The following is a 19,623-nucleotide window of genomic DNA, read 5'->3' on the forward strand; positions in this document are numbered from 1 at the left end:
CCCTTTTTTTCAACCAAAAAAGAGATAGCTTCATGGGTATAAGTGGTATCGGAGTCTGGCAACTTCTTATCGTCTTGATGATTGTGATCATGCTGTTCGGCAGCAAGCGCCTTGGTTCGCTGGGTAGCGATCTAGGTAGCGCTATTCGGGGCTTTAGAAAAAGTGTCGGGGATGAGGAGCCCGAGGAAAGGGTGGGGTAGTCCGCAATCAAGATCGCCCGCTGTTCTGTCCGTTCCTAGGATAACCCGCAAGCGCTATACTCAAGGGGCGCAGGACGGTTAGCCGTTTTCAGCCACGGTCACTGTGAGTCCGTCGAGCGCATCACTGATATCAATCTGACATGACAGTCTACTATTCTCACGGCGCTCACTGGCAGCTGAATCGAGCATCACGTTTTCGATAGCATTGACTTCGCCCACGAGGCTCATGCCGTCGCCTTCGATATAGCAGTGGCATGTGGCGCAGGCACAGCCGCCGCCACAATCGGCGAGCATGCCATCGACACCCGCTTCCAGGAGGGCATTCATGAGGGAATCGCCATTGGACGCATCGACCACCTGGTCGGTACCACTGGCGTCAGTGACGTAGATTTTAGCCATTACTTGTCTCCTTGGTGTATCAGCGAGTTTTTCATTGCCTCGGGTGTGCGATGACCTGCATGTCCTTAATGCCGTGAACGAAGCTGTGTTCGACGCGCTCCGGTTCGCCGACCACTTCCAGCCTTTCGAAGCGCTTGAGGATCTCTTCCCATACGATGCGCAACTGGGCTTCGGCCACACGGTTACCCATGCAGCGGTGAATGCCAAACCCAAACGCCATATGGCGGCGGACATTGGCCCGATCGATAATAAATTTGTCGGCGTCTTCAAAGAACGATTCGTCGCGGTTGCCCGAGGCATACCACATGGCAATCTTGTCGCCCTTCTTGATCTGCTTGCCGCCGATCTCCACGTCTTCCTTGGCGGTTCTGCGCATGTAGGACAGTGGCGTCTGGTAGCGAATGATCTCAGATACGGCTGAGGGGATCAGTGCCTCATTGTCCTTCACCTTCTGGAACTCCGCCGGGTTGTCATGCATAAACATAACACCCGCTGACATGGAGTTGCGGGTGGTGTCATTCCCACCCACGATGAGCAGCATCAGATTGCCCAATAGCTCGACGCCATTCATGTCGGCTGTGGCCGGGTTGTTTGCCAGCAGTGAAATGAAGTCCTGACTTTCATTGCCTTCGAACTTACGTTCATGGAACAAGGAAGTAAAGGTCTGCAGACATTCACCGAGATGGTTTAGTCGCTCTTCATTTGTAAGGCCCATAAGAATAGGCGGGGTAGTGATCACTTCAGACCAATAGGTGAGTTTGCGACGGTCCTCGAAGGGGAAGTCGAACAAGGTTGCGAGCATACGCGTAGTCAGTTCGATAGAGACCTTGTCCACCCAGTTAAAGGGGGTGCCAACAGGCAATTCATCGAGTACTTCCACCGTGCGTTCGCGAATCAGTTTGTCGAGGTCCTTGAGCCTGACAGGCCCTACCGCGGGTGTGACCGCACCGCGCTGCTCATTGTGCTTGGGCGGATCCATGGCAATGAACATGGGTGCCCGTTCCTCGCCCAGCACTTCATCGTACAAGGCAATGGAGGGCTCGGAGGAAAACCGTTCGAAGTCGCTGTCCACAGCCATGATGTCTTCATAGCGTGTGAGTGACCAGTAGGGGCCAATCTCCGGGTTCTTGTCGTGGTAGTGGACCGGGTTTTCCTGGCGCAAGCGTTTGAAGTATTCGTGGTGTTTCTGGGCCTGGAATATTGAGCCTGTGGCAAGGTCGATATCTTCCAGCGCCAGCGCCCAGGGGTCGGCCTCCGGCGTGGTGGTGGGGGAGCGGTAAAACTCTTCCGGGTTGGCTTCTACGTTCTGATCTGCGGCGTTATCCATGATCATCAGCCTCGTTTGTTGTCATCGTTAACATTATTGGCAGCAGACTATACAACAGTTTAGTTTGTCGGGAACAGGCTTGGGCATCATGAGCTGGAAGTCGTTTTGGGCTACAGATGGGCAGCTGTTGTCAGGTGAAGATTCGCGCGGCTTTGAGGGGGGTGACGTATTTTACTGTCGCATCGTCTTTAGCCAGCGGCCGGGTGGCGTAGCGCCCCAATCGCCAGGCGGGTGCGGGGCCCATGGAGGCAAGGGACGCTACTCGGGTGGTAATTACTGGGGTGTGATTATCGAGCCCTGAGAGTCTGAGCCATTACAGGCGGTGGTATAGCTATTGCCACCCAGCAAGGGCCCAGCGCCTGCACTATTCCCGTCCATGCAATCATTTAGTGACTCTCTGAACTTCGATTGAAGTGTGATGCCGTGCTCTACAGGCTCTTCGTCTATCAGCGGTTGCAGGGTGCCGAATAGCCAGTCCCAGAACAAGGTGATAGATGTGTAGTCGGTGTCCATATACAGCAGGTTCTAACCGTGGTGGAAACGGTGACAGCTGGGGGTTGGCACCACGTACTCCAGTGGCCCGTAGCGCCCTGGTACCAGTTTAGGGCTGATATGCAGGAACTTACCCCAGACACCATCGATCAGGCTGATCACTATAATTACTTCGACGGGAATACCTACAAACACGACATTTTTGAGCGGCGCTGCGTAGGCGTGTACAAAGCTCTCCTGGTTACTGACGACAGTCAGGTAGAGCATCTCAGCCACTGATATGGTAATGGACGCGGCAAGGACAATGCCGCTGATCTGCGCGAAAGACATCGGTCCAATTGACCGGTACCCATTTGCCGGCACCACTTTTGGCGCCGGCGATGCTGTGGTTATTATGCCAAAAGTATATTGTGAGATTATCGATAATCACAGCAAGTGGCTCCGCACTGGCCTAGGGTTCGTAGATGACGAACACCTTGGTGGTCGGCTCGAGCACTTCCCATTCACCCTCGAAGCCGGCAGGGATGCACAGCTTGTCTCCGGGGTTGAGCTCGACCTCATGGCCGGCGCTGTCCCGCAGAATGGATTTACCCGTGAGAATGTGAAAGTACTCATTCTCCGAGTAAGCCACTTTCCAGCAGCCTTCTTCCGCGCCCCATTCCCCAGCGAAAAACGTCTCGTCGACAGCAAAGTGGGTTGTAGCATGTTGCATCGGCGTGCCGCGCAGGCGCTTTTCCTCAGGGGTAGGGTAGCGCTCTGTTTCAGCTGTACTTGTCGCGAAATTGATAACGTCGTTTAGCGTCTTGGCCATGTTGGGTTCTCCATTGCGTTGCTGTAAAGCATAGGGGTGGGGAGCGACGCTGACTATTACCTCAGAGAGGTATGCCTCGGATAAAGCGGGTTCAACTGAACGGTCACACGGCTAACCGACACGCGGTTAGCCGTGGAATTGTTGGCGAAAGCCTTAGTTTCCCTGGGGTTTCATGGTGCCGATCTGAACGTCGACGCGACGATTCTGAGCGCGGCCCTCACGAGTGTCGTTACTGACGCTGGGGCTTCGTTCGCCCATGCCACTAACGTCCATCAGGTTGGCGGGCAGACCCTGCTGGGCAAGGAAGTTCGCCACGGTCTCAGCACGGCGCACGGACAGTCCCTCGTTATAACTCTCAGCGCCCAGATTACAGGTGTGCCCAGTGATCTTGAGGTCTTTCAAGTCAGAGCCATGCTCTTTAATGTATGCGGCGAGTTTGCGTAGGTCTGCCTGACCTGTAGAAGATAACGCAGCGCTATTCAGCGCAAACAGAGTGTTGGCTGACAAAGTCTGCTTTTCGTAGGTCACTTTCGGTACTGGTGCCATGAGGGTGTCTGCCACAAAAGCCGTCATTGCATCCGGCGAGGCCAGGTCTGAGGCCGCGGTAACCCCGCCGCAGCTGGCACCGCCAGTAATGTCCGCGATCAACGCACCTTTATCTCGGTAGTCGCCGACGGGAATGGCATAGACGCAGAGCCTGTCGCCATGTGTGCCCCGCATGCTGGTCACGGCAGACAGCGCGGAGGCGGACTCTTCCCACTCGAAATCGCTGACAATGAACACCGCCAGGTTACCCGTGGCTTCGGCCAATGCTGAGGCTGTCTGGCCTAGTGCGTCGCCACTGGGAGTGCTACCTCCAGTGCACTCGATTGCGTTCAGAGCGTTGCGAAAGTCAGTTTTGTTGTGAGGGCTTACGCCGTAGATCTGCTTGGCCATGCTGTGGCCAGTACAGTTGCCGGCACCTTTGCCAAACAAGACCAATCCTGAATTGATGTCGATGGCTGGAACGGCCTGGTTAAAGCTGGCGACGCTATCCAGCGCCGTTTGAAACTTGTCTTGCTGGCCATCACTTTCTTCCATGGAATCTGAACTGTCCAAAAGCACGACAAAGGTATCGACTTTGGGCGTGAAGTCGTTGAGGTCGACGGCCTGGGTGCCACCGTCGGATGGCGTTCGCGGGCTGCCCGCGCATGCGGTCAAAAGGATGAGTGCGCCAATGCTTGTCATTAGCGATATACAGGGCTGTTTCATATTGTGCGGTCTCCTATAAGAACTTAAGGCCAATGGCTGCCCCGACGAGGCCCACGCGAATACCCGAGAATGGTTGGCTGCTCCAACTTGGTGCACGTTGTTCAGCGGAGCATCATCCCGTCGGCGTTTGCCAGAATTGGGGTGAAAGCCTGAGTGGCCTTTCGAGGCTGTTTTTTCAGCGTAGTTTGGAAGTGGAAAAGACGCAAGAAAGGGAAGAGCTAACCCGCGTGCAGGCCGCTCAATCTGTTTGATATTGCTGCTGTCTCTGCTTTAGCTGATGCAGAGGCAGCGCAATGCGTGGTTCACTCGCTGTCGTGCTCCGGAGCACCGGCTGAGATTGATGCGTCGTGAATATGCGGTATCTCAGGCGCCAACAGGTTGTCCAGGTAGCTGGCTTTTTCCAGAGGCTTGAAGCGCCCTTTTTTTCCACGGGGTAACGAATGGGTTGGCCCGGGACAACCTCTAGCACTTTCGAATCGTCCACTACAACAATGCCATTGACCAGCACATAGGGAATGCCGGTGGACGGCAGGCCATCCTTGCCTGCAAGTTAGTCGGCGATAACCACGTCATAAGTTTCGGCGTACACGGTGCCGGAGAAGCACAGGGCCAGTGTGGCGAGCAAAATTTTTCGAGAGGGCATACAGCGCCCTAAAGGCTGTGAAAGGTGATTCGCAGGTAAGAATGTCTTATCCCTTACTTCAAGTCTATGACAGACACCAGGGCTCGGAGAAGTTACCACCAACCCCGCGTGACTAACACCGCAGAGATGGCTGCGATCCAGGTTTGTTGGACCGGTCGACAATAAATCGCGCTATTTCGACTACTCTTCGCTCACCGGTATCAAGGTAATTGAGCGGAGTTGGATTGGGTTCCACAGTAATTCTTGCGGATGTACCTGGATCTTTGATTCACCTGGCATCAGAGTCACTCGGCCGAGCGACTGCTGCTGAAATCGCGCCTCGTTATCAGTGGGTGTTAGGCTGAATGGGGCCTCTGTATCGTCTACTATCATCAGGAATCCGGCGGAATTTTTCGCGCTAACCTCGGCATATAGCTCGAACGTCCCACCTTTGTCGATCTGCACCAACCAATCTATCTGGCTGCGATAGTCCGTCCACCCGTCCAGATAGGCTGGTGAATCATCCTCCTGGCGCAACTCCAATCTCCCCCCGTAACCAGGGTTATGAATATTGACGTCGTCCAGGGTCAGCACGAGGGCACCATCGCTGTCCTGTTTTGGGAGTATTCTCTCGACCTCAAGCGTACCTTTGACTTTTAGCACGATGACCGTCGCAGTCTTGTCGAGCGGTTTTTCCGGAAGTTGCAGGACGGTGCCGGTTGCGGTCTTTTCGACGGGGATTTGTTGTTGAAAATCGGCCATGAAGTAAGCGCCAGTAACTTCACTGTGCAAGCCGTCTACTCTAAGGATGCCGTCGCCCGGCCAGTCGAACACGTGCAGATACAAGACTGTTGCGTTGGAAAATTCCTTCTTGGTGGCCCGCCCCCATTTAAGACGCACGAAGGGGCTGGCGGTCGTGCCATGTATCGACGCGCCATTGATGCTCATCCATTCCCCGACATCGCTCAACCGCTCGATACTTGGCTGTGGAATCTCACCCGTTGCCATGGGTCCGACATTTAATAAATAGTTGCCGCCTTTGCTGGCGACATCGATCAGGTTTCTGATGAGCTGTTCGCTCGATTTCCAGTCGTCATCGTAGGATTTATAACCCCAGGTGGTGTTCATGGTTTGGCAGGCTTCCCAGTCGAAATCCAGGCCGGTTGCGGGAATGTGCTGTTCGGGTGTACGTAGGTCGCCATCAACGCCGTACAGCAGCCGGTCATTCACAATGATTCCAGGCTGAAGGTCGACCAGCCCGTCAAACATGGAGGCCCGCTCGGGTGTCATGTCGATGGGTGTGTCCCACCAGAGAATCGACACCTCGCCATAGTTGGTCAACAACTCCCTGACCTGGGGGACGGCGATATCGCGGAGATAGTCATCCATGCTGCCCTCCTGCGCTGGATCCCAGCGCCCCTCCCATGTCGAGCCACCAGGATGGACCCAATCCTGGGCCTGCGAGTAGTAGAAACCGAGTTTTATGCCGTGTCTCTGGGCCGCTTCTGCCAGGGGCTTGAGAACATCTTTACCATAAGGCGTTGCCTTCACGATGTTCCAGTCGCTTGCTGTCGTATCGAAGAGCGCAAAGCCGTCATGGTGTTTTGCCGTAATGACGATGTACTTCATCCCGGCGTTCTTGGCCATACGCACCCAGGCATCGGGGGCATAATTGACGGGCTTGAACCCTTTGGCGTACTGCTGATACTCGGCGACCGGGATCTGCCCATAGTGCATGATCCACTCACCAATATTGTCAATCTGTTGGCCCTTGTGGTTGCCCGCGGGCACAGCGTAAACGCCCCAGTGTATAAACAGCCCGAATCGTGCTTCACGCCACCAGGCCATGCGTGCATCGCGTTGCTGTTCTGTCTCGCCGGCGTAGGGACCCTGGAAGACGGGCTCCGCTGTAAACCCGGCGACACAGTAACCGAGTAATAGGAGCGAAACAAGAATGCGTTTACCAAAGATCTCCAAGTCAAAGGCTGTTTGGCTCATTAGCTTATCCTTCATGCGGACACGGGCCATCGTCACCCAACGTGCCTTACTGACGCGAGGTTAGCATTATGCGAAGACCGGTATGACATTGGTTAATTTTCTTTTTCAATCGCCTCAGCAAGCTTTCGTGAGGTCATGTGCCGCACGGCTAACCTTAACCGATTCTTTCGGAATAATCAGGTTTTACCGCGCCGAGTAGCGATTGTAATCAAACAACCCAAATTCAATGCTATCCTGTGCTCGGGATATCCGGTGGAACTTGTCGCTCACCCGCCAGAACCACGTAGCGTTACGGCGTACTCCGTAGCGTGCTTTTAAAGCAGCAAAGTCGCTGCGAGACTTCATCGCCTTCAGCTCTGCGGCAAATAGCGGAATCTGCTTCTCATTCACTTGGAAGAAATAGTTCGGGTAGGCTCCGAGAAAGCCGCGCGCCACGGTGAGCGTGTCTTCTGCAGGCAGGCGCCGTTCCTGCTCCCTGAACAGCTGGGCAATATTGGAATAGCCAGCATTGTTCACCAGCGTATACACATCGTCGCGCTGGTCGCCGATCACGTTGATAAAGCTCACCTGAGGCAAGAAGCTGTTGTGTATTCCCGTGGCTTTTTCTAGCTCGCTAAAAGCTTTTGCTATATCGGCACTGGCTGACTGTCGATAATCGTAGCGCTCGGCCTGGGCGCCGTGAATACGCTCGCGTAGCTTCTGTAGCAGCTCGGTTTTTGGGTCGTCGGTTTCAAAGTGGATGTCTGAGGTTCTCACGTTCAGACCGCTGTTGTCGGCGAAATACTGCTTGCTGCCCTTGCGTGAATCTCGATACCAGTGTTTCCACAGCGCTTCCCGCTTCTCTTCGGGCATGTACAGCAGAAAGTTAAACTCGCCTTCCATACGCAGGAAGTCCATATACAGCCTCGACTCCAACTGGTGTGACGCTGCGCCATACACATCGAAGCCTGCCACGAGCAGGTAATGGATTTTCTCGAGCAGGGTATAGCCAATGACCCAGGCGGTCTTGGGTGTCTCGCCCACAAATCCTTTGACCACTGACGCGGTGTCGAAATGCCGGAATACGGTTAGCGCGGCATTGTCGTTGTGGCCTTCCCCGTCCCAGATCGACTCGATGTCCAGATTGCGCAGTTCGCCGCTGGAATGGTTCTCGATGTAGTTCGCCCGTGCCTGGTGGTAGTTACTGTTTGCCTTTGCGTAGCTTCGCCAACTAAACAGATCGAGTAGCGTGCCTGTACGCGGCGTGGGTAGGTAGAGGTTGTCCATTTCCTGCGCCAGAAAATTACCGGCCTCGACGGGGTCCAGTCGCTCTGGATTGACGAACATCACCCAGAAATGATCGTCGATAACATTCAGGGCTATCTGCCCTCTACACACTGGGCCCTTGATGAAGTTCATGATAGTGAACTGCGCGTCCTCGAGGAGGAAACGGTAGCGGGCGTAAACCGGGATTGGTTCAAAGCGTTTGAATGGGTTTGCCCTTTGGTTGGGGTCGTAGGCTGGCGGTGCGTCCAGTTGCCAGTCACCACCCAGAAACAGGTCCCGATACCAGTTGAGCCGGGCCCGGTCGAATCGATAGGGCATATGCGTTTTCGCCAGCGGTGAGGTAGGCATGCGCTGTAGACGGTAATAGAAGCGATCAGTGCCCGGATCATCATAGGGCCGCCTTGTTGCGATGACGTCCAGTGGCTCGCCCGGGGCAGTGCGCGATCTAACCAAGCGGAACCAGGCAGGATTTTCCTCTGTTTCGAGATACAGTGCTGCCAGGAACAGGTGCTCGTAAAGGTAGCGGGCTACGAGTTGTGTACGGTTGTCCTTGGCATTAAGGAAGGCTTCCCAATCCTGCCAATTGGCCTTTTCCGCGCCGGTCAGGGCCGGCAGCTCTGGCGCGGGTGCGCCTCTTTGCAGCCAGGTGGTCAGGGTGGTGTGTTCCTCTGGGTTCAGGCCGGGCAGACCGAACGGCATACCCCATTGCGGGTGCTTGCTGGCGTAGCTGTCGAACTCGTTCTGTTTGGGGCAGGTCTGTTCCCGGTACAGTGAGAAATCAAAGTGACTGGGCAGATCTCCTTCGGTGGGTAGCGGGTTGTCCTGCTTCAGCTGCAGCATGCGGTACATAACGCCCTGCTCGGGCTTCTCCTGGTCGATCACAGGGTGAAAGCCTTTGTCGCGCCATTCCTGCTCCGCTTGGGCGTCATCAAACAACCGGGTCAGTTCCGCGGCGCGCAGCCGTCCGCCATCGTACACGGGGGCCAGTGTGCCACCGCGCACCACGCCGTCGTGCGCCTCCAGCTTCAGCTGACAGGGAGCGTCGTAACAGCCGTGGCAAACGACGCACCGCTGCTCCAACACCTGGGTCGCCGTCAATGGCGTCTTGTCGGCGGCGCCAGCCAAGGAGCTGAGCATGCAAAAAACGAAAGCGAATAACGGGGGTTTCAAATACGGCATGGCGTGACAGTTGTAGGTTTGCGGGAAACCCAAGTATAGAACGGAATTGATCTCACACTGCAGCGGGCAGACCTCTAGACTTAATAGCGCTATGAAATACAGGCATAGAGCGGCCGCGATACTCAAAGATCACCCGCCTGAAAAAGGTTAGACGCCGAGCTGGTGGTTCTATCGGGCTTATTGCCTCATGACCCAAAGCAGAGCAGATTGACTCACCGCTTTGGCTTAAGAGCCAGCTATCGTATGGCCCTGCTTCTCTTTCCGCTGATACGACGGAGCGCGATAGCCAGTAGTGCTAGTGCTGTTAACAGCAGTGTAATGGCCGAAGATGTGGGTACCGAAACCGGGTGTGGCGCGGGAGCCGGCGGTGGAGAAGGCGTGGGAATGTCTCGAAACAGCCATGCGCCTATGTCCGAAGCGGGATTGTCCTCGGGGGCGCCAAAGTTGCTGTCAGCAGTGTCCTGAAGACCGTCGGCCCCATCAATCATCGTGGGTGCTGCCACAGGGAAACCTATGTTCTTAGTGTCACGAGACATAGCAATGATGCAAGTGCCACTACAACCTGTGGATATGAAACCGGCGGCGAAGAAGGCGGGCGCCCACGCCGAGTCGATTTCGCTGATTGATTCTGGTCCTACCAGCGGCGGTGAGATTCCGAAAGAATTAAACAGGGCGTTTACGTCATTAACATTGGCCCATGTCTAGCCCGTGACATCGATGGCGCCCAACATGCCATTACACGCGCCGGTATTCGAATCGCAAATGGCGGCAACATCCAGCCATGACAGGTTGAGAAATTCCATAGGCTGTAGCCATTCCCTGCCATCGACCTCCACGGCCTTGGCTGGAATGGAGACGACCATGGTAGTGATTACCAATAGAAATGCTCTGGAAAACATGTTGGCGCCTTTTATTTTGATGACTGTATCACTCGCTGTCGTGGCGAGAGATTAGCCTTATCCTTGTCAGAAAAAAGACTAAACGTTCTGAGTGGGGACTGCCAGTGTGACTGGGCACGATGTTGCCACAGATTCGTATCGGGATTCTTGGTGGTTCACACGTCCTCCATACGACTCAGGATCTCATGCGGCACGTCACAGCTTTGCCCCTGACCATAATCATAGTATACGAGAAGTCCCTCACCCTCAGCGGCAATAGCATCGAGTTTTTCGCTGTAGACCGCATACTCCATATTGATTTTCTTAGGCGATGGAACGGTGTATCGCGCGCCAATATGGATGCGATCAGGGAAAGCTAGCGGCAGTCTGAAATCACATTTTGTTGCCGCTAAGATGGGGCCGATATTGTGCTTCTCCTTGTACGCATTCACCCCGGACCGATTGAAGAACTTCCATCGAGCGTCTTCAAAGTAACGAAAATACACCGTGTTATTGACGTGCTGAAACGCATCCATATCGCCCCAGACCACATCCTGAATGAGAATGATCGGATAGTCTTCTTCTAGCTTACTCATATTCGGTTACATCCTGTGTCTGCTAAAGTTTATCAATATCCGGTAGGCTTGGTAATTGGGGAGGTACTTAGCGAGTCCGATTATGCAAAAGCATCTCTCAGGCTCAACTTCGAAGGTTTAACGAACTCTTTGGTAGTGTTTGCGTAGCTCCCCGGGGGTCGTGTTGAAATGTTTCTTGAAGGCCTTGCTAAACGCGGCCTCTGAAGCGTAGCCGGCGCTCTCAGCAATGCTGAGAGTTGATTCAGCGGTAGATTGAAGCTTTATCCGAGCTTTCAGTAGTCGAGTATTTGTCAGGTAAGCCTTGGGTGTAACACCGACCAGCTCTGCAAACCTCCGCGTAAATGTTGTGCCGCTCATGGCGACTGTGCGGGACAGCGATTCAACCGACCATTTCTTTTCCGCTTCAGTATGTATGAGGTTCAAGGCTTGACCGATGTTTTGGTCAGCCAGAGCTGCCATATAACCGCTGGGGCGTTGTGCTTCGCGAATGTGTGAACGCAGCATTTGAATGAATAAAACCTCGCTAAGATTATCTACCATCAGACTTTTGCCAGGGTAGGATGAGGCGGATTCTTCGGCGAGTAAGCCGGTCAGAAGTTTAAGTGTTCTGCGTTCGTCATTGGTTCGGGGGCCTGCCTGTATGAAGCAGGGGAGACTTCTGAGGAAGGGGTGCTTTAGGCTGGCGTCATATGATAGCGTCGTGCAAAACAGCACTGTGCTTGTGTCAGAGCCAGGTGTTTCGTTGGGCGTTTCCGAAGAGTAGTCATTGGATGTGAATGCCCTAACGTCGCCATTTTTCAGCAGTAACAGGTCCTCATCCCCGCTGACAGTAACCACGTTTTCTGACGGTAGGTTTTGGCTGTCGGGAGTATCGCTGATCCAATGAGCTCCACCAGTTGGAAAAGCGACAGCATCACCTTCCTGAAGCAGAATTGACTCTTTCTGGCCACCTTCCCGTAAGTAGCATTGCCCCTGCAACACGATATGGAAAATTCCCTCAGGACGATACTGGAATTGCATATTCCAGGGCCCGCTCAAACCCTCGCAGAAGTAGGTCTTGGCGGAGAGTCCTATGGTTTTCAGAATATGTGTGAGGGCGTCCATTCTCTCCATGGTATGCCAATGACCACTCGCTTGCATGAATGGTCAGGGCTTATAGAGAGAAATGACAAGAAATACGGGGAAAAAAACGTGTCATTATTGACAGCGTTTAGTGAGACTCGGCTTTTTTAAGCACCCGCACTATTTTCGAGATTGAAAAGAGGTTGTTTATGGCGGACATCAAGCTTTATGGATACTCCACAAGCCCTTATGTGCGAAAAGTGGGTTGTTGCTTGTATTACAAAGAGCTGCCTTTCGAATTCGTGCCCGTCAATCCGATAGAAAACAGCCAGATACACTTTACCGGTCAGACTCAGGTCCCAGTGCTGGAGATCGATGGCGAGTGGCGTTTGGATTCTACACCCCTGGCTCTGTGGTTGGATGAAATGTTCCCGGAAAGGCCTTTGTTCGGCAAGACTCGCGAGGAGCGAGAAGAAATCCTGCTGATTGACCAATGGGTTTCCCAGAGCCTTATCGTAAGTGGTTTCAAAACTGTTTATGAAACACCAATGAACTCAAGGTTGCGTGCCATGGCGTGGCGTATGGCAAATATCGTCAGCAGCCAGACACCCCTGTCGGATGAGGTGCGCAATGCCTGGCCCAAACTGTTGCAGACGGCACCTTTTATTAAACGGATGGTCCTTTGTTCTGACACTACCGAGTCCGCCAAGACGATGCGTGATCGGGTGGGTTTTGAACTGTTTCAGCACTTCGGGGGAGGACCCCACTTCGGAGGTAGATCAGAGCCCTCGCTGGTCGATTTCGCGATCTTTCCCCAGATCGTATTCGCATACATGGTTGGTCTTGAAGATGAGCTGGCAATTGCTCAGGTTCCCGATTTGCAGGATTGGCTACGCAGAATGTCCCACTGCCTGCCGAAAAATCCTCTGTTGGTGGAGGACTTTATGATTGTCAATTCGCTGGAATAAATCACCGTGGCAGGATGGGCCGTTCGATCACCTGACAGACAGTTAAACGCGAGATAGAAATTAGTTAGAGCCGGTGGAAGAAACTTGGCAGCTTTTCTGTTGTCAGGAGCGCAGCGCCGCAAAAACGGAAGCTATTCCGAACCTGGTCGAATTCGATCTGCCGGGTCGGTGGTAAAAGTTGGAAGGTTCCTAAGCGGCTTTTCGTGCCGATTTTCCAAACTGGTGCCGAAGCGCTAGATCACTCAATAGACGAGTATGTCTTATCATTCTGTGCTGATCGGGATGGCTAGCCGCGTCACCATTCTAGAGCGCTATCTCAATTAGGCAGGCGGATATTTGAAAAGGGTTCTCTCTGATCACGTTGCTCGCTTGCAGCGTTGTGCCTCGCAAATTGCGAGATGAAGTCCGAATTTTGCTGGCAAACTGAGAACTTCCAAGCTGTGGTACAGATGAAAGACTTTCATCTAGATAGCACAAACCTCTGATATTAAACGGATAAAAAAAAATTCCAGTCGCTGGCATTGATATTGCAAAACTGAGGTCTCGCCACAACAGACGGTGCCATCCATGCAGGGACTTAGCAGTCAGAGGCAGTTTTGGTCGGCTTTCGTGTCGCCGATATCGGCTCGCTGTTCTGCGATTAACTGTACGTCATTGAAGTTCCGCCTGCCGTTGGGCAAGCCACCCCAGCTATCAGCGCAAGGTGCGGAGGCGTTCCCAGTTCCGTGTAAATATGGACATTCTGGGGAACGAGCCCCAACAAAGACAACACCACCAGCTGTGCCCAGCTCTTTCCAATCGGGAAGGTTGCTGTGAACTCCCTTCTCAATGCTTGCACACATCAAGCCCGTGAACACGTCAAAACTTCATTGAGACAAGGTTTCTTCAAGCTTACGAAGTTGATGTGTGGCCTAGTGGTAATGGCGGTGTCAATGACAGTGTCCGCTCAAGTCACGAATCCTAACTTTAGCGTGTCTGTAAACGCTGGTCTGAATGCGCCGAACAGTACACTTGTGTACCCTGGTGAGAAGACCAGTCTCAGAGTTACTCTGTCTAACGGATCGACCATTACTGAAATTACTGGCGTTAATTTCAGTAATTCGCTACCGACCAGCGCCCTCAGCGGTTTGTTGGTCGACGGCGAGGCAGAGATTAGCGGCCCAGGTTGCACTTCCGGGACTCTGACTACCCTTCCCGGTGAACCAGGTATATCGCTTAGCAACTTGACTGTTCCAGTTAGACAAGAAGGTGTCGCTGGTTCTGGCGAGTGCTATCTCGATATTCCTATAGTGGCTTATTCTGCCGACGGTGAGAGCACGACGTTAGCGTATTCGCTACTCGCTGGCACGGTTAACTCTGACCTGGGCGACAATGAAACCGGTGGGGGGCAGGGCTTCACATTGCGTTCTACAGTGGCGCCGGAGTGGAGTAAAGGTTTTGTCGGGAAGAAACCTGGAAACACCTTGATCGTTGGAGGAAGCTCCAGCACTTTGCGGTTCACGCTGCACAATCGAGATCCGAACATCAGCCTGACTAATATTAGGTTCACTGATATCTTCCCTGTGGCTGGTAGTGCTGGCGCAATCATCGAGCCGACCGGCGCAGTGGCTTCCGGTAGTTGCGGCGGCTCTGTCGGATTGACGACCGGCGCTGATGCACGGGTAACGGTATCTGGCGTCGACCTGACGCCGAACAGTAGCTGTACAATTGATGTAGCTGTGCAGGCCCGTCATTCCAACGGTGTACACACAGTCAGTCGAACTAATGTCGTCGCTTCTGACGCCTTCATCAGTGCAGAAGGACTAAGGCCGGTGAACAACGCTTCAACGAAAGTTCGGGCTCGCTCACCCTTGGCAGTCGATAAGCGTTTCAGGCCCGATGTGGTGGCTAGCGGGGAGCCCAATACTCTTCGTATCACATTCACCAACAGCGGAACAGACGATCTACCCGTAACTAGCTTTACCGACAGCCCAATTGCTGCAGAACCCTTTGTTGGCCACCTTTCCATAGCTGCCGCAACCGACATTTCTAATTCTTGCGGTGGAATTGCATCCTTGGTTGATGCGGGCAACGGTTTCAGTCTCTCTGGGTTCTCGATTCCCGGAGGCGGCAAGTGCACAGTCGACGTCACCTACTCGGGCATTACTCCCAGTGACGATACACCCACGACTTACACCAATGCTATCCCCGAGGGTGCGGTTCAGACGATCGCTGGTGTGGTGAGTCAAGCGAGGTCGGCAACCGTTCTCGTCGCAGATCGTCTGCGGGTATTGAAGTCTGTCGCTGCGGACGATGCGGCCCCCGGTGACCCTGTGAACTATATGATAGAGGTCCAAAACTACTCTACTAGCTCTCTTACAAACGTTGACGTCACAGATCGACTTCAGAACGGATCGACTCTGCTGCTAGATGAGGGTTTTGCGCCTTCCTTAAGTGGTGAGTGCGGTGAACTTAACCTGAACGGCGCGGTTACCGGACAGACGTCATTGACTTTCACCATATCCAGTATTCCCGGACGTAGCTCGCTAGCTAACACCCCTGGCAGTTGCGAGATTTCGTTTTGGGTTATGTTAGATCCAGATGGTAACGGCAACACTCAAAATGAAATTGCCGCTGGCGACGTGTGCTACGGAACCTCACCCCGAATCTGCAACAATGTTGGTTCCGGCTCTATCGGAGTGATGCCAGTCCAAACCATGACTCTGGTCAAACAGTTTGACGGTGAGGATAGCTTGTCACTCAACGAAGGTACTCCTGCGAGAATGAGTTTTACCGTAAGCAACAGGTCAATCACCAATCTTATAAACCTTACACTCAGTGATACATTTCCATCAGCAGGCCCTTTTCAGCAACTGCGCGTTGCGGACCCAATGAACCTCACGAACACCTGTGGTGGGGATATCACTGTCAGCGCTGGTTCTACTTCTTTTGCTCTCAATGGAGGTAGTGTCCCTGCGCGCGACGGCAACAGTCCCGGTACTTGTAGCGTTGCGATCGACACAGTTGGGCCTGCTGGCAGTTATTCGAATACAGTAAACGGCTCTGCTGTGCGTCAGAACGCAAATGGATCTACCAGTGTCCTGAATGAATCTGACAGCGCGACCCTTACTTATATAGACGCGCTTTCGGTGAATAAATATTTTCTCCTTGAATCTGTTGGATCGGGGGGGCGATCTACGGTTAGCATTGAGCTGGCCAGTTTTGATGACGCACGCCCGATTACAGGAATTAGTCTCACCGACGATTTGCCTACCGGTATGGTGGTGGCAGATCCTGACAACAGCTATACCACCTGTAGCGGGCCAACAATCATAGATGCTGTCCCCTTCAATAGTAGCGTTAGCTTTAGCGGCGCAACCCTGGCTCCGCTTGCCAGTTGTGAATTGCGTTTTGATGTTATTGCCACCGGTAATGCTAGCTGGGTGAATGAAATACCTCCAGGTGGTGTTACGGCTGATGGTGGATTACTTAACCGTAATCCAGTCAGTGCTACATTGAACTACATCCCATTGGAGTTTCCGCTGATATCCAAGTCCATCTCGCCGGGTACGGTAGTGCCCGGCGAATCGGCGCTACTAACCATTAGCATAACCAATGCGGATCAGAATCTTACTAATGTGGAGGTTACTGACTACTTTAGCCTCGATGGTACGATCGGCGCGTTGCCCAACGGTATGAAGTTGGCACCAGCCCCCGAAGCAAGTACCGATTGTCCCGGAGGTATCGTGGCTGCGGTGCCAGGTTCAGACCGTCTTGGCTTATCGGGTGCATCGTTAGGAGCCAACGCGAGCTGCATAGTGCAGGCGAGAGTTATCTCAACAACCGTGGGTGCGATCATTAATACTATTCCTGAGAGCAGTATGATCTCTGATCAAGGCGCGACCAATGCGAGCTCATTTGCCCAGAGCACGTTGAGTACAACCTCAGATGCAGGTGTGAGTAAGACGTTTACACCGTCTGTAGTTGGCCCTTATGAAGTGTCGACATTACGGATAACGATCTTCAATGCGAGGGCCGAAAGCATTACCGCTATGGAACTTGTCGACGACCTGCCGGTTGGAGTCTTCATTGCAGATGAGCCGAACGCGTTCTCAAACTGTGGCGGTAGCGCTGTGGTCGATTTCCCAAGCGAGGAGAGCGTTCGTCTTCAAGGAGGAGCCATTGGACCTGCCCAGGGTGATGAGGCAGCGTATTGCTATGTCGAAGTTGATGTGTTCTCCATTTCGGAAAACAGCTACCTCAATGTTATTGAGGCAGATGCGCTCACCTCCAACGGTGTTCCAATCCCCCACCCTGAGGCGACGGCCAATCTGGAAGTACGTCAACGCTTGATCGTCAATAAAGCATTTGATGACCTGACTTTGGATGCAGGTGATCCCGTGGAATTTACGACCGGCGTTGCATCTCGCTTGCCTGGAGAGAACGCGTTAATGACTATTCGTATCGAGAACCCTAATACCGGGACTCTCACACAGGTAAATCTAATTGATAGTTTGCCCGATGGACTGGTGCTGGCAGAGTCACCGGACATTGCGACTGACTGCCTAGAAGGTGTTCTAATTGGTGTCCCTGCTGGTCGCGAGTTGCGCCTGATCGGTGCGACATTACCACCCACGGGTGAGCCGGGAGCGGTTTGTACGATTACGGCGGGAGTGGTAAGTAACATTCCAGGCACATACACAAATGAAATTGCTGCTGGGGATGTGACCAGCTTGGAGGGTATTGATAACCTGCCGGGCACGCAGGCTCAGATTGTAGTGGCGAAAATGCCATCAGTATCCAAAGAGTTTTCGCCGCCCGCAGTGGCGCCTGGCGTTGCCTCAACACTGAGCCTTGTAATCGGCAACGACAATGACGCCGATGCGACGCTTTTGGCTGATCTAGTCGACAACCTGCCCGTCCAGCCCGCTCAGATGGTAGTAGCCAACCCTCCAAACGTGACCACTAGTTGTCCCGGTGGGGTGGGTATTGTCGATGCTGACGCCGGTGATACTGCAGTTGCTGTCGAGAGCGAGACGGTTGTGCCTGCAGGAGGCTGCATGGTCACCGTAGAAGTGGTTGCGCCGATCTCTGGTGAGTACCTTAACGAAGTCCCGGTGGGAGCCTTGGTCACTGATTTTGGAACCAACCTAGTTCCTGCTGAAGCTCCACTCAAGGTTAGTACTTTGGGCTATGTTTCCGGCAAAGTTTTCTTAGACAACCAGTTATACCCGGACGGGCAATTCCTGCCCGGTGATTCAACTCCGATCGTGGGTAACCCTATCGAGTTGCGCAGTGGTTCTCAGTGTAGCGGCGCTTTACTTGAATCTACTTTGACTGATGTAAGTGGAAATTATTTATTCAGTGAGCTGATTGCTGGTTCATATTCCGTATGCCAACCCATTCAGCCAGACGGATCTCTTAACGGACTCGTTGTCGCCGGAACGATAGAAACCTTTGGCGACAGTACAGGCACACCAGGTACTGCGTCTAACCCTATAAACGGCTCTCCGACCAGTCAGATCGTAGCAATCATTCTTAATAATAGTGGTGAGCAAGACGAGGTCAGCGGCTCACCCGGTAACGATTTTACAGAGATAGCGCCAGTCAGCATCACTGGTAGCGTGTATTTCGATGCCAATGATGACGGCATTTTCTCCGTCGATGAGAATGGGATCGAAGGTGTGACGGTAACGCTATCTGGTCCGGTTGATCTGGCGGTGATAACGAGTCCGGATGGGAGCTATATCTTCGACAACCTACCTCCAGGTGATTACACAGTAACCGAGACGCAACCGGTCGATTGGACTGATGGCAAAGATACTGCGGGCAGCGTCGATGGTGTAACGCGCGGGAATGATTCTGTGAGCGATATTATCAGCGAGATCATTCTCGCGCCGGGCGAAAACAGCACAGGGAACAACTTTGGCGAAAACCTCTCGTCGGTTGCTTTGGGTATGAACGGCACTGCTGCATGTATCCAGAACGCCGCGTATATCAATTATAAGCTCGAAAACTACAGAGGTAACGATGTAACTGTGGAGTTGTTCAGCACTGGTGGCAGGCTGGTGCAGCGGTTACTAAACCAGCCATCGGGTGGGCGTTTACTATGGCCGGGCATGGTAGTCGACGCATCTGGCAATGGCGTTGGTTGGCCTGGTTGGGCGCTAAATTCAGGTGAATGGGTGCAGGTCGCTGACGATCGGGTGCCACAGTTAATATTGCGTCTTAGTGTTAACCCTGCAGTGGAGCAAACGTTTGACTACCCACCTGCCACGCCTGCATGTCTTACTCAGCCGCCGGAGACTATGCCTGAGCCGCCTGAGCCGCCCGAGCCGTCTTTGCCTCCTAAATCGCCCACGCCTCCTGCCGATATATTAAGGGATGTTGGTGTTCCCCCACACATAGTCCCTGTGGCTCCGCGAGCAATGTTATGGATTCTGGCGCTGCTCATACTGGTTACAGGTGCCTATAAGACTCGGTCATCGGGTGGTTTCACGACGCAATGAGGATGCTTGCTCATAGAAATTCCAAGTCTCTCTGGAAGCCTTAGCACGCGTCTGTACATGGTTAAAAGCTGTACTAAAGACTCAAC

The 19,623-nt window shown here is 53.4% G+C and carries 13 protein-coding genes; 3 read left to right on the top strand and 10 right to left on the bottom strand.

Annotated elements, in window-relative coordinates:
* The first annotated feature begins 32 nt into the window (after positions 1-32).
* Positions 33-200, top strand: coding sequence for a twin-arginine translocase TatA/TatE family subunit (gene tatA / locus A3709_RS09495; protein ID WP_082850052.1), 168 nt, complete (start codon positions 33-35; stop codon positions 198-200).
* 78 nt (positions 201-278) lie between these two features.
* Here tatA and A3709_RS09500 read toward each other — a convergent pair whose 3' ends face one another.
* The 10 genes from A3709_RS09500 to A3709_RS09555 form a co-directional block, all read right to left on the bottom strand.
* Positions 279-599: a 2Fe-2S iron-sulfur cluster-binding protein gene (locus A3709_RS09500; protein WP_066053540.1), complete on the bottom strand. Its 321-nt coding sequence runs from the start codon at positions 597-599 to the stop codon at positions 279-281.
* A gap of 31 nt (positions 600-630) precedes the next feature.
* Positions 631-1,926, bottom strand: a complete 1,296-nt coding sequence (locus A3709_RS09505; RefSeq protein ID WP_156507646.1) for a cytochrome P450 — start codon at positions 1,924-1,926, stop codon at positions 631-633.
* A 525-nt stretch (positions 1,927-2,451) separates the two neighbouring features.
* The gene (locus A3709_RS09515; protein ID WP_066053544.1) at positions 2,452-2,748 is read right to left on the bottom strand and encodes a sterol desaturase family protein; all 297 of its coding nucleotides are present in this window, start codon (positions 2,746-2,748) and stop codon (positions 2,452-2,454) included.
* A gap of 121 nt (positions 2,749-2,869) precedes the next feature.
* Positions 2,870-3,229, bottom strand: coding sequence for a cupin domain-containing protein (locus A3709_RS09520; RefSeq protein WP_066053547.1), 360 nt, complete (start codon positions 3,227-3,229; stop codon positions 2,870-2,872).
* A gap of 153 nt (positions 3,230-3,382) precedes the next feature.
* Positions 3,383-4,480 carry an OmpA family protein gene (locus tag A3709_RS09525; RefSeq protein ID WP_082850023.1) on the bottom strand — a complete coding sequence of 366 codons (1,098 nt, stop codon included), beginning with the start codon at positions 4,478-4,480 and terminating at the stop codon, positions 3,383-3,385.
* A gap of 823 nt (positions 4,481-5,303) precedes the next feature.
* Positions 5,304-7,100, bottom strand: a complete 1,797-nt coding sequence (locus tag A3709_RS09530) for an alpha-L-fucosidase (protein ID WP_082850053.1) — start codon at positions 7,098-7,100, stop codon at positions 5,304-5,306.
* Between the two features lie 183 nt (positions 7,101-7,283).
* Positions 7,284-9,503 carry a fatty acid cis/trans isomerase gene (locus A3709_RS09535; RefSeq protein ID WP_066053553.1) on the bottom strand — a complete coding sequence of 740 codons (2,220 nt, stop codon included), beginning with the start codon at positions 9,501-9,503 and terminating at the stop codon, positions 7,284-7,286.
* Positions 9,504-10,246: 743 nt separating this feature from the next.
* Positions 10,247-10,444, bottom strand: a complete 198-nt coding sequence (locus tag A3709_RS09545; protein WP_066053558.1) for a hypothetical protein — start codon at positions 10,442-10,444, stop codon at positions 10,247-10,249.
* Between the two features lie 155 nt (positions 10,445-10,599).
* A complete protein-coding gene (locus tag A3709_RS09550) occupies positions 10,600-11,019 on the bottom strand; it encodes a thioesterase family protein (RefSeq protein ID WP_066053563.1) in 420 nt (139 codons plus the stop codon).
* Positions 11,020-11,136: 117 nt separating this feature from the next.
* Positions 11,137-12,123 carry an AraC family transcriptional regulator gene (locus tag A3709_RS09555; protein WP_066053566.1) on the bottom strand — a complete coding sequence of 329 codons (987 nt, stop codon included), beginning with the start codon at positions 12,121-12,123 and terminating at the stop codon, positions 11,137-11,139.
* Positions 12,124-12,290: 167 nt separating this feature from the next.
* On the opposite strand from A3709_RS09555, the gene A3709_RS09560 reads away from it, so the two are divergent.
* Together A3709_RS09560 and A3709_RS09565 are read left to right on the top strand one after the other, a co-directional pair.
* A complete protein-coding gene (locus tag A3709_RS09560) occupies positions 12,291-13,049 on the top strand; it encodes a glutathione S-transferase family protein (protein WP_066053569.1) in 759 nt (252 codons plus the stop codon).
* An 812-nt stretch (positions 13,050-13,861) separates the two neighbouring features.
* The gene (locus tag A3709_RS09565; RefSeq protein ID WP_156507647.1) at positions 13,862-19,537 is read left to right on the top strand and encodes an SdrD B-like domain-containing protein; all 5,676 of its coding nucleotides are present in this window, start codon (positions 13,862-13,864) and stop codon (positions 19,535-19,537) included.
* The last annotated feature ends 86 nt before the right edge of the window (positions 19,538-19,623 follow it).

It is taken from the genome of Halioglobus sp. HI00S01 (assembly GCF_001635445.1).
Classification (GTDB): domain Bacteria; phylum Pseudomonadota; class Gammaproteobacteria; order Pseudomonadales; family Halieaceae; genus Halioglobus; species Halioglobus japonicus.